This window comes from Bacteroidales bacterium (genome assembly GCA_021648725.1).
Taxonomy (GTDB): Bacteria; Bacteroidota; Bacteroidia; order Bacteroidales; family JAADGE01; genus JAADGE01.
Genome location: JAKISF010000009.1, coordinates 96,323 through 108,130 on the forward strand (window position 1 = coordinate 96,323; position 11,808 = coordinate 108,130).

10 protein-coding genes are annotated in these 11,808 nt (G+C 31.4%); 8 read left to right on the plus strand and 2 right to left on the minus strand.

The genetic code is table 11. The annotated features are described in order from the left end of the window. Positions 1-161: 161 nt before the first annotated feature. Positions 162-2,312 (minus strand): hypothetical protein, encoded by a 2,151-nt coding sequence (locus tag L3J35_05445; protein ID MCF6365630.1) that lies wholly within the window; start codon positions 2,310-2,312, stop codon positions 162-164. Positions 2,313-2,522: 210 nt separating this feature from the next. Here L3J35_05445 and thiF point away from each other — a divergent pair, with 210 nt between their 5' ends. The 4 genes from thiF to L3J35_05465 all read left to right on the plus strand — a co-directional run bounded on the left by thiF (position 2,523) and on the right by L3J35_05465 (position 6,918). Continuing rightward, positions 2,523-3,104, plus strand: a complete 582-nt coding sequence (gene thiF / locus L3J35_05450; protein MCF6365631.1) for a sulfur carrier protein ThiS adenylyltransferase ThiF — start codon at positions 2,523-2,525, stop codon at positions 3,102-3,104. Then, positions 3,097-3,315, plus strand: coding sequence for a sulfur carrier protein ThiS (gene thiS, locus L3J35_05455; protein ID MCF6365632.1), 219 nt, complete (start codon positions 3,097-3,099; stop codon positions 3,313-3,315). Before thiF ends, thiS begins: the two co-directional genes overlap by 8 nt. 270 nt (positions 3,316-3,585) lie before the next feature. Next, positions 3,586-4,464 (plus strand): hypothetical protein, encoded by an 879-nt coding sequence (locus L3J35_05460; protein ID MCF6365633.1) that lies wholly within the window; start codon positions 3,586-3,588, stop codon positions 4,462-4,464. Positions 4,465-4,524: 60 nt separating this feature from the next. Next, positions 4,525-6,918 carry a DUF87 domain-containing protein gene (locus L3J35_05465; protein MCF6365634.1) on the plus strand — a complete coding sequence of 798 codons (2,394 nt, stop codon included), beginning with the start codon at positions 4,525-4,527 and terminating at the stop codon, positions 6,916-6,918. A gap of 27 nt (positions 6,919-6,945) precedes the next feature. Here the strand turns inward: L3J35_05465 and L3J35_05470 are convergent, their stop codons facing one another. Next, positions 6,946-7,365, minus strand: a complete 420-nt coding sequence (locus L3J35_05470; protein MCF6365635.1) for a hypothetical protein — start codon at positions 7,363-7,365, stop codon at positions 6,946-6,948. A 70-nt stretch (positions 7,366-7,435) separates the two neighbouring features. On the opposite strand from L3J35_05470, the gene L3J35_05475 reads away from it, so the two are divergent. The 4 genes from L3J35_05475 (at position 7,436) to L3J35_05490 (ending at position 11,695) form a co-directional block, all read left to right on the plus strand. Further along, positions 7,436-8,380, plus strand: coding sequence for an rRNA pseudouridine synthase (locus tag L3J35_05475; protein MCF6365636.1), 945 nt, complete (start codon positions 7,436-7,438; stop codon positions 8,378-8,380). Positions 8,381-8,428: 48 nt separating this feature from the next. After that, positions 8,429-9,052 (plus strand): hypothetical protein, encoded by a 624-nt coding sequence (locus L3J35_05480; GenBank protein ID MCF6365637.1) that lies wholly within the window; start codon positions 8,429-8,431, stop codon positions 9,050-9,052. A gap of 54 nt (positions 9,053-9,106) precedes the next feature. Then, positions 9,107-11,014: a RecQ family ATP-dependent DNA helicase gene (locus L3J35_05485; protein ID MCF6365638.1), complete on the plus strand. Its 1,908-nt coding sequence runs from the start codon at positions 9,107-9,109 to the stop codon at positions 11,012-11,014. A 228-nt stretch (positions 11,015-11,242) separates the two neighbouring features. Further along, positions 11,243-11,695, plus strand: coding sequence for a hypothetical protein (locus L3J35_05490; GenBank protein MCF6365639.1), 453 nt, complete (start codon positions 11,243-11,245; stop codon positions 11,693-11,695). Positions 11,696-11,808 lie beyond the last annotated feature (113 nt).

Here is an 11,808-nt window from a genome sequence, read left to right on the forward strand (position 1 = left end):
GTTGTGTATATTATAATGCTTGATGTATTACACAAATTGTTTATTGTAAGTTTTTCTGTTTTGTATAAATTGTTAATAATTAACATTGTAAGGGATTCACAAACAAAAAATCAAAAAAAAAGCCACACAAAAAGCATGGCATTCTTAAATTTATTTAATTTTTATTGATAATCTTTTACAGTTTCAATAAGTTCAGGTAAGTCCATTTTGATTTCTTTTAAGTATTCAATTTTCGGAACTCCGTTTTTTGTCCAACCTCTTCTTTCATAAACTGCATCTAACAATTTTTCGTATTGTTCTTCTTTATATTTTCTGAGTATTGCAACTTTTTCTTCGCTTGATTTTCCGGTTGGGTCAACATTAATTAAATCTTTTAGTTGACCATCGTATCTGTCTTGTCTTGATTCGTACTCTTCAACAGTAACAGGTCCTGCTGCTCTGTATGGTTGAGCATCATGCTCTCTGGTTCCGAATCCCATTCTTAAATTGAATATTCTTTGGAAATTATAAACACGTTCCGATTGAAGAATCATTTCTTTATTGCTGAATTCTTTACCTGTTACCGCCGTGTAAATCTTAACATAATTATCAACATGCTCAGGTACTTTTGCAGGTTCATCAGTTTCTGCGTTATTCTGTGGCTCAATATCGTTCCACGGTAATTTACATAAACCTTGTAAGCCGAACCAAGTTCTGAAAATCGGGAAATAATGTAATGCTTCCGCTTTATCTTCAAAAGTAGGAATTTGGTTATTAACCATATCCATAAAAATTAACCACGCTTCATCGTGTTGCGGTCCTTTGTTGGTCATCGCATATCCGCCTTGCTGTGCTAATGATTCTTTTGAAACATATTGCGAATATTCCAAACCTTTATTTTCCATTCCTATATCTTGCATAAATTGAGCATCGCCCCAACCTTGTGTTGCAAAATATTCTTTTAACTTACGAACGCCTTGTCCGCAAATTTTGCCAAAACCTTCGCCTTTTGCAACTTGGTGAAGAACTTTCATTGCTCCGTCTTCATTTCCGAAGTTCAATTTAATACCGCCTGTACGTTCTTCGTTAAGAATACCGTTTTCATAACATTCCATAACGAATCCCATAATTGTTCCCCAAGAAATTGTACAAATACCGTAAGTATCACAATAGAAGTTAGATTCAATCGTAAATTCAGGATTGAAAATTCCCATAATTGAACCGAGAGATGCAGCTGTTTCATATTCAGGACCTTCAACCAAAACTTTGTCGCCTGCATACGGTCCTGTTCTTAATGTGTAATTATCAACACCTTTTGCACATGACATATTACAACCGATCCAGCAACCGTCAGGCATATTTTGTGTAAAATACGAACGATAAATATCTGAATGAATTTTATCGGCATTTTTGTGTGTCCCGAATTTAAAGTTATGAACAGGAAGTATGTCATAATCACTCATAACATTTGTAAGGTGAGCCGTACCTTTCGACTTCATTTGAGCTTGCTCTTCATCAAACTTCATTTCGGCATTGAAATTTTTACCTTTTTCACGAATGGTTTTCATATCAACAACATTGTTTAAATCTCCTTTAACACCGGGAATTTTTGCAACAATTGCTTTTATTTTTTTATCTCTGAAAACAGTTCCGATACCGCCTCTTCCTGCTTGTTTTAATCTTACTTCTTTTCTTCGTAAATCAAAGAAACTGAAATTCAACATTCCTATTAATGAATTATCGGCAGCATCTCCTGCTGATACAACAGAAATATTTTTCCTGTCTTTCTCATCATCAGCATACATTTCTGTTAATTGATGTGCCAAAATATGACTGTCACCGGCTTCAGCAGGAGCTTCACAAATGGATATTTTATGATTAACGCCGTCTATAAAAACAATTACATCATTTTCAGCTTTACCTTGTAATTCAAGTGCATCAAAACCGCTGAATTTTAAAAACGGTCCGAAATAACCGCCTACATTACTGTCCATAATGGATTGAGTTTGCGGAGATAAAGTAACCACTAATGATTTTCCGGTTCCGGAATATTGTGTTATTCCGCAAAGAGGACCTCCTGAAATAATAATTTCATTTTCGGGGTCGTTCCACTTTGTTTCGGGTGTAATTGCATCCCAAAGGTATCTTAATCCGTATCCTTTACCGCCGATGAACTTTTCTTTCATTTCAGCAGGCACATTTTTTTCTTTTATCTCGTTTGTGCCGACATTAATGTATAAAGTCTTATCGGAATAACCTTTATCCAAAGGAGTGTGTTTATAACTCCATTCAGCCAATAACTTGTGTTTATTTCTTAACTCTTGGTATTTCATATCGTAATAATTTAAAAAATTCATACTTTTTGCAAAAGTACAAATTTATATTCTGTAATGTGCATATAAAATGATTAATGTCAATATGTTAAGTTTTGCATATCGCATTGTTTTTTTTCGATATTGAGATTCAATAAGTTATATAATTGAAATATTTTAATTAAATTTGTTCTTTGAAAAAATGTACAGTAATATTATCAGAAAAGTAAAATGACATTTGAAGAAATTAAGCATACTTTAAAATACAAAATTGTAGGAATTGCAGGAGCCGGAGGATTAGGCTCAAATTGTGCTGTTGCACTTGCTCGTTCCGGAATAGGAAAATTAATTATTGCTGATTTTGATGTTGTTAGTGAATCTAACTTGAATAGACAATATTACTTTTACAATCAAATCGGGCAAATTAAAGTTTATGCATTGAAAGATAATCTTGAATGCATAAATCCGGACGTAAAAGTTAACATTCATAATATTAAAATAGATAAAGATAATTTTAATTGTATTTTTTCAGAATGTGATATTATAGTAGAGGCATTTGATAAAGCAGAAGAAAAAGAAATGCTGATTGAAACGATATTAACAAAATTTCCGGATAAACCGATAATTTCCGGATTGGGAATGGCAGGATACGGGAATAATGATTCACTACATTCAAGAAAAATTGACAACTTATATATTTGCGGTGATGAAAAAACAGAAATTTCAGAAGATAATCCGCCGCTGGCTCCGAGAGTAGGAATCGTTGCAAATATGCAGGCAAATATTGTATTGGATATTTTATTAAATGAATAAAAAAGAAATGACTATTACTTTAAATAACAGAACAGAAAAATTTGACTTTGATGTTTTAACAATAACTGAATTGTTGAAAGTTAAGAATTACACTTTCAAATTTTTAGTAATCAAAATTAACGGGCAGCTGATAAAAAAAGACAAATATTCCGAAGCAAAAGTTTCTGAGGGAGATAAGGTGGATATTATTCACATGATTAGCGGAGGATAAAAATTAAGTTTTTAAAATGAAAAGATAAAAGTTTTAAGTTAAATTAAACTTAACAAACCACTAAAAAAAAGCATATTTGTTCAGTATACTTAACAGAGTTTCCGATTTATGGCAAATGAAAACGTAACAAGAAGTATTGCCTTACATGAAGAACTTAGGTCTTCAATAAAACTAATTAAATTAGGATTTGGAGAATATCAAAATTTAGATGTAGGAAATGATTTTTATTACCTCCCATTTCAGCTTATATCAAGTGGATTTGAAAGATTAATGAAATGTCATATTTGTTTAGGACATATTGAAAATAATAATACATATCCTAAACAAAGCCTTTTTACAAATAAGTTAGGACATGATTTACTTAAATTAAAACAACACATAATTGATAATTATTTTAAAATTGAAAACATCCCAGTTTTAAAAAATGATTTAGATTATTTAACCACTAATGAAGAACTAAAAAGATTATTATATTTATTATCAGAATTTGGAAAATTTGCACGGTACTATAATTTAGATGTAGTTACAGGAGCTATAAAACCAAGTATTGATGTTAACTCATTATGGCAGGAATATGAAACTGAATTAGTATTGAAAGATGACAACTTAATAAATCGGATAGGTAATTTTGAACTTCACGATGAAGCAATTTTCGAAATAACAAGGAGTATTATTATTAAATTAGAACGATTTACAAGAGCATTATCAAGGCAATTTACAATTGGGAGATTAGGAAAACAAGCCCAACAATTTTCACCTTTGATAAACTTTTTCCTAATGTTGGAAGATAAGCAACTTGGAAATACAAATTACAGAAATGAAACAACACAATATAAAGGGAAAGAAAAAAAAGTACACAAACGTACTTTAAAAGATGAGATTGAAAGGAAAACCAATAAAAAGTATTTTAACAAAAAGATTAGGAGAAGTGAATTTAAAGGAGAATGGCCATTTTATAATGATGAAATAATAATTGAATGTAGGGATAAACATTGGTGTGTTGTAACAATTAATGGTCATGACTATGCTCTAAATGGTTCTGCACAAGGTCGCTTTAAACTTGAAAGTGTTCATGATGCAGGAATGGCAATTCTTGGTAAATCAACAAGTCAATTTATTGAGATGGCATTAGAATTAAGAAATAAATAGAATTAATTTTTTACAGTAACTATAAAAAAAACTATTAATAGAAGATAAAATATTACCAATATGCAAGACCTTACACAAATATACGAAAAACTGGGACTTTTTTATCTCGGAAAAGAAGTAAATCAAGAAACACAAGAACTTACCGACGATTTATTGTTATATAAAAACAAAAATTTAACAACACATGCTGCATTAATCGGTATGACGGGAAGCGGAAAAACCGGTCTCGGAATCGGAATTATTGAGGAAGCCATCATGGATAACATTCCTTCAATTATTATTGACCCGAAAGGTGATATGGGAAACTTACTATTAACTTTTCCCGAATTAAAACCGAAAGATTTTGAACCTTGGGTAGATGCCGGAGCTGCTGAAAGTAAGGAATTAACCGTAAAAGAATTTGCAGCCAAAACAGCTGCAATGTGGGATAAAGGAATTCAATCGTGGGGGCAAGATAAAAGCCGGATTAAAGCATTGAAAGAAAAAGCTGAATACGTGATTTACACGCCAGGAAGTTCTGCAGGTGTACAATTATCCGTATTAAGCAGTTTTGATGCTCCTTCGGAAGATTTAATTGACGACCCGGACACCTTTACTTCTGTAATTAATTCAACGGTAAGCAGTTTATTAGCTTTGGTAAAAGTAAAAGGCGATCCTTTACAAAGCAAAGAATATCTATTGCTTTCCACTATTTTTATACATCTCTGGAAAAAAGGCATAAGTATTACATTAGAAGAATTAATAGGGTATGTAACAAATCCGCCTTTTGATAAAATTGGTGTATTACCGCTAAAAAGCTTTTATTCTCAAACACAGCGTTTGAATTTAGCAATGAAGTTAAATACAGTTTTGGCAAGTCCGAGTTTTTCCGCTTGGACGGAAGGCGAAGCACTTGACATTCAAAGTTTACTTTACACCAAAGAAGGAAAAGCAAAAGTTTCAATTTTGTCAATTTCGCATTTGGATGAAAGCCAACGCATGTTTTTTGTTACCTTGTTTTTAAATAAATACATCAGTTGGATGAGGCAACAAAGCGGAACATCTTCTTTACGTGCTTTATTGTATATGGACGAAATTTTCGGATTCTTTCCGGCAGTTTCAAATCCGCCCTCCAAAAAACCGATGTTAGTTTTACTGAAACAAGCAAGAGCTTACGGTATCAGTGTAATACTTGCGACACAAAATCCTATTGACTTGGATTATAAAGGCTTATCCAATATTGGTACGTGGTTTGTCGGGCGTTTGCAAACCAAACAAGATAAAGAACGTGTAATGGACGGTTTGCTGAAAAGTGATGAAGGTTCGCTTGACAAAAAAGAAATTGAAAGTTTATTATCCAACCTTCAAAGCAGAGTATTCTTATTTAAAAGTGCCCATGAAGATAAATTAAAATTGATGCAAACCCGCTGGGTATTATGCTATTTAAGAGGGCCGCTTTCTAAAAAAGAAGTTCGAACTTTGATGGCTGATAAAAAGAACTCTGCGGATGTGAAAAAAGAAAAAGAAACTCCGAAAACAAAACCTGAAAACAAAGTTGAAAAATCATCCGTAAAAACAGGAAATGTGGTGCAATCTATTGTTTCAAATGACATTCAACAATACTATTCGATGAATACACAAATAGGCGGTAATATTCTTTACAAGCCTTATCTTCTTACAAAAGGAAAAGTAAAATTTGTTAATGCAACAAGAGGAATTGATATTGAGAAAACAGTTTCCGGAAAGCAATTTTTAGAAAAAACTTTAACAAGTATCGATTTAGCAAAATCTGTGAAATACGATTTTGATGCTGATTTATTTGATAAAAGACCTGCAGAACAAAGTCGGTTTCATGATTTGCCCGGTTTTATCGAAGAAATGAAAACGTTCAAATCTGTTAAAAAACTGTTTTCAGATTATATATACAGAACAAAAAAAATAGAATTATATAAATGTACGGCATTAAAGGTCGAATCGAAACCCGGAGACACTTTAAACAATTTCAAAATTAAAATGATTGATGCAATTCGAGGCAAGAAAGCAAATGCTGTTGAAAAATTACGCTCAAAATTCAGCACAAGAGGAGACAAATTGCAAGCAAAATACGGAAAGCTAAAGATAAAATTGCATAAAGAGCAATCAGATGTTTATGCAAAACAAACCGACAGTGCCATGAATTTTGGGATGGCTGTTCTCGGTTCTTTTTTAGGTTCAAGTACAAAACGAAAAACAAACAGAGCAATCAGCAGTGCTTCAAAAGTATCCAAAGAAAGAGCAGATGTTCGAAGAGTTGAAAAAGAAATTATGCAAGTTCAAAGAGATATGCAAGAATTGAAAAGCGATTTAAGAAGAGAAATTGATTTAATTGAAAAAAAGTTTGCATTTGAAAATTACAAAATCAATACTTTTCATATTAAACCGAGAAAAGCAGATATATATGACATAAAAGTTGCATTGCTCTGGGAGGCTGAATAAAAATAAATATCGTGACAAGAAGTATTTTTATTTCTTCAAAAAATCCTTTTTAAATTCATCCAACAAATTCAAAGCATTATTCTCTTTAAGCTTTGCTTTTATGACTTTACTTTTCTTAACAAGTGATAATGAAAGTTCTGCAGTAAATTTAATACTGTTCATCTCATCCATTTCCTCTTGAGTAAAGCGACTTTTAAAATCGTCTTCAATCGGCTGAACAATGCAAACACATTTTAACGAATCATTTCTTTCTGATAAGTTCTCGCAATATTTATTATGCAAATCATCTATTGAGTTAATACCGTTTAAAAATAGGAATGCATAAATCCCTAAACCCACAACCAGAACAGTAATTAATACAAATTTTATAACTTTTTTAGCAAATTTTATTATTAAAATAAGCAATACAACAGCAACAACTGCAATAATAATCTGATTCGTATCCATAATATAAATTTTAATTTATCGTAAAATTAACAATAATTGTCTTTATTTTACCGAATTAATAAAAAATCTGATGGCATATAACAAAAAAAATACAACCGATAAACGGGATAATAAAAGAAGTAACGATAAAAAAAGTTTCGATAAACCTTATAAAAAGAAAGACTATAAAAGAAGTTCAGAGGCTTCTTCCGAAGACAAACATAAGAAGAGAGATTTTAAGAAACCTTACGATAAGAATTTCAAGAAGAAAGATTATAAAAAGAAAGACGAAATTAAAACGGACGAAATTCCTGTTGTTACAGAAAAACGTTTAAATAAATACATTGCAAATGCCGGGATTTGTTCCAGGCGAGAAGCTGATAAGTTGATTGAAGAAGGACATGTAACAATTAATAATAAGAAAGTTACAGAAATGGGCTTTAAAGTCGGCAGGAAAGATAAAGTAAAGGTAAAAGGCAAGTTGATTCATGCTGAAAAATCAGTTTATATTTTATTGAATAAGCCGAAAGGTGTATTAACAACCGATTCAGATAACAAAGGACGAAAAACCGTATTAGACTTTTTTAAAGGAAAGCTTAGTGAACGTATATATCCGATAGGGCGTTTAGATAAAGATACAACAGGTGTTTTATTATTGACAAATGACGGAGACTTAACGAAGAAATTGGCACAACCTAAAAAGAAAAAAAAGAAAATTTATCATGTTTTCCTGGATAAAGATATTCAAAAAGAAGATATGGAGAAAATTATTGCCGGAGCAGAATTGGAAGACGGTTTCATGAAGTTCGGCTCAATTGAATTTCCGAATCCCGAACACAGAAACGAAGTCGGTATTGATATGCATTCAGGCAAGAACAGAATAATCAGAAGAATGTTTGCACATTTCGGATTTGAAGTTATTAAATTAGACCGTGTATATTTTGAGGGTTTAACAAAGAAAGATGTAAAACGAGGAAAGTGGCGTCATTTAACAGAACGGGAAGTTTCAAACCTAAAAAGAGGAACCTACGAATAGTTTGGGACAGTATTTGTATATTCATCTTTAAAAATAAAACTGATAACAATGAAGAGATTACTTTTAATTTTGATTTTAGTAATTCCGATAAAAATGTTCGGACAATTACTTTATTATCCAATTACGGAGGCCAACATTAATGATAAACATAAGTTTTATCTTGAGGATAATCGTGAAACTATATGGAAGATTAAAATGAAAAAAAATGTTGTGCATTTTATTAAAGATTTACCTTATAATGAAATAAAATCATTTACATACATAGAAAAACGAGTTACCCCCAAAGAATATTTAATAACCGAAGATTATATTTATTTCCCGAACGATAAAAGCTTGTTGATTCTTGATAAAAAAGGAAAATTGGTAACAAACTTGGTAGAACCTCGCGTACAATTATTTGACAGTACGGAATACGGAGAATTTTCCATAACAACTCCCGGAGGAAAGTGCAAAGGAAACCCCGGCAAAGGATATTTTATGGAGTTTTGCGGTGATTTTTTATTTTACATTACCGGAAAAAAAGTAATTTGTATGGACAGAAATAATTTTGAAATTATTCAAGAATACAATTTCAGCGATTTCAGAAATATTGCAAAAATCCCGAATTATAAATATATTTTTGAAGCCGTTGAATTTAAACTCGAAATTCAAGGCAAAGATTTGGTTGAATAATTTTTAGAAGAATCTAGATTTTCTTATCTTTATTGCAAGAAATTATAAAAACTTTTGAGCACCTATAAACAAATATTAACCAAATATTGGGGTTTTTCAGAGTTTCGACCTTTGCAGGAAGATATTATAAAATCTGTTGCCGATGAGCAAAAGGATGTGCTCGGATTATTGCCGACCGGTGGGGGAAAATCAATTATTTTTCAAGTTCCCGCAATGGCAAAAAAGGGTTTTTGCTTGGTTGTAACACCGCTTATTGCTTTAATGAAAGACCAAGTTGAAAATTTAAACCGGCGTGGGATTAAAGCTGCCGCTGTTTACTCCGGAATGTCAAAAGATGAGATAGATATTACCTTAAATAATGCTGTTTTCGGAGCTTATAAATTTTTATACTTATCTCCCGAGAGGCTATCTACTCGTCTGTTCCTTACCCGATTACCCGACATGAATATCAACTATATTGCTGTTGATGAAGCTCATTGTATTTCTCAATGGGGTTACGATTTCAGACCTTCATATTTGAATATTGCTAAAATAAGAGAAATTGTTCCCGACGTTCCGTTCATTGCATTAACCGCAACGGCTACTCCGGAAGTTGCAAAAGACATTCAAGATAAACTTCAATTTAAAGAACATAATTTATTTCAAAAAAGTTTTGAGAGAAAGAACTTAATTTATGTTGTTCGAAAAGTTGAAGACAAATTAAAGTATTTATTAAAGATTCTTATTCGGCAAAAAGGAAGCGGGATTGTTTATGTAAGAAGCAGAAAAAAAACCTATGAAATTGCAAAATATCTTGTTCAAAAAGGAATCAATGCCGATTATTTTCATGCAGGACTTGATTCGAAATTAAAAGACTCAAAACAAAGACGCTGGAAAAATAATGAAATTAGAATTATCGTAGCAACCAATGCCTTCGGAATGGGAATTGATAAGCCCGATGTACGTTCGGTTATTCATTATGATTTGCCCGATTCGCCCGAAGCCTACTTTCAAGAAGCAGGAAGAGGCGGACGAGACGAAAAAACGTCTTATGCTGTTTTATTGTATCAAACCGCCGATAAATTAAACCTTGAAAAAAGAATTAAATCAACTTTTCCGGAAATAAAAGAAATTAAACAAATATATAATTCACTGTGCAATTACTATGAAATTCCGACAGGTGAGGGCAGAAACTTAATTCGACCGTTCAGCATACGAGATTTTGTGAGTAAATTCAAATTGCCGATTCATACGGTATTAAGCAGTTTAAAAATACTGAAACTCGAAGGATATATTGACATGACAGAAGATGATTTCACACCTTCAAAAGTGTTTTTTACAATCGGCAGAGATGATTTGTATAAATATCAAGTTGCAAATAAACAATTTGACAGTTTTATAAAATTGTTGTTACGATTATATACAGGTTTGTTTTCAAATTTTACTGCAATTGATGAAGAATATTTAGCAAAAAAGGCAAATACAAAACAAGATGTAATTTATTCTTACTTGGAGAAGCTTCATCAACAGGGAATTATAAAATACATTCCGCAAAGAAAAACTCCTTTTATTATTTTCACTTCGGAGCGTTTAGACAAAAAAAACATATTAATTTCAAAAGAAAATTACAAAGAACGTAAAAACAGATATCTAAAGCGAGCAAATGCAGTGTTGCATTATGCTGAAAGCACCGCAAAATGCAGAAGCCAAACATTGTTGACATATTTCGGTGAGAAAAATCCATACCGTTGCGGAGAATGTGATGTTTGCAGAAGACGGAATCAATTGAATTTAAGCACCTACGAATTTGACTTAATAAATAAAGAAGCCAAAGAAATTTTAAAAGAAAAACCCGTAAAAGTTGATGAGCTTGTTGACAAAATAAAATTTGATGAAAAAAAAGTTATTAAAGTAATTCGCTGGTTAATAGACAACAGTAAAATTGAATATACAATTGATAAACGGTTGGTTTGGGCGAAATAAAAAAGCTGACAAATTTTCAAAACGGGACAGGTCTAAGACGCGAACAGATGTAACACACTTATATACAGTTTAGTTATGTGTGTTTTGTTATAATATTTATATCAAATAAATATTCTGAACTGGGCAAGAGGGGATATAGAACCTGTTATTACAGGACCTCCTGCAAATTTATCTCCTGTAAAGCTAAATATAGATGCTTATTTGAACGATTTTTAAACACAAATGTCAATGAATAAAATATTAATAATAAGTTTTTTTACTCTTTTGCTTTCATATTCTTTTGCTCAAAATAATATAAAAGACAATAGCAATAATATAATTATATCTGGTACGGTTACATCTATTTCACTTATTGATGGTTCTTGTTACTATTATTGCAAATTGAAAAATATTTCCGTAATATATGGGAGTTATATAGAAGATACAGTTACAGTTAAAATAAACCCATGTGCTACAACATTATGGAGATTAAAGGAGAATGAACAAGTTATTTTAAGTGCACAATTCATAAAGAATATATATGAAATAAATACAGAATATTATGATTTCAGTCCATTTTATTCTGTTTTAAAACTAAACAACTCAGCTCTAAAACTGTATAATGAGAAAGATTTCAATTCTTTAATAAAATCTTATACAAATTATTTTAAAAAAACAAGAATCTTAATTCTACTTTACTAAGTTAAAATTTCCTGTTTTTCAGCTTGTTTCCTGTAATTTAGGTCAATATCGTATTTTCTTTTCTTGTGTCTTTTTTCCATTTGTTCAAGTCTAATTTCGACATCTTTTTTTGT

Bases quoted from the DNA above. Each gene is read 5' to 3' on its own strand.
- L3J35_05445 (MCF6365630.1), bottom strand. From the start codon at position 2,312: ATGAAATACCAAGAGTTAAGAAATAAACACAAGTTATTGGCTGAATGG.
- thiF (MCF6365631.1), top strand. From the start codon at position 2,523: ATGACATTTGAAGAAATTAAGCATACTTTAAAATACAAAATTGTAGGA.
- thiS (MCF6365632.1), top strand. From the start codon at position 3,097: ATGAATAAAAAAGAAATGACTATTACTTTAAATAACAGAACAGAAAAA.
- L3J35_05460 (MCF6365633.1), top strand. From the start codon at position 3,586: ATGAAATGTCATATTTGTTTAGGACATATTGAAAATAATAATACATAT.
- L3J35_05465 (MCF6365634.1), top strand. From the start codon at position 4,525: ATGCAAGACCTTACACAAATATACGAAAAACTGGGACTTTTTTATCTC.
- L3J35_05470 (MCF6365635.1), bottom strand. From the start codon at position 7,365: ATGGATACGAATCAGATTATTATTGCAGTTGTTGCTGTTGTATTGCTT.
- L3J35_05475 (MCF6365636.1), top strand. From the start codon at position 7,436: ATGGCATATAACAAAAAAAATACAACCGATAAACGGGATAATAAAAGA.
- L3J35_05480 (MCF6365637.1), top strand. From the start codon at position 8,429: ATGAAGAGATTACTTTTAATTTTGATTTTAGTAATTCCGATAAAAATG.
- L3J35_05490 (MCF6365639.1), top strand. From the start codon at position 11,243: ATGAATAAAATATTAATAATAAGTTTTTTTACTCTTTTGCTTTCATAT.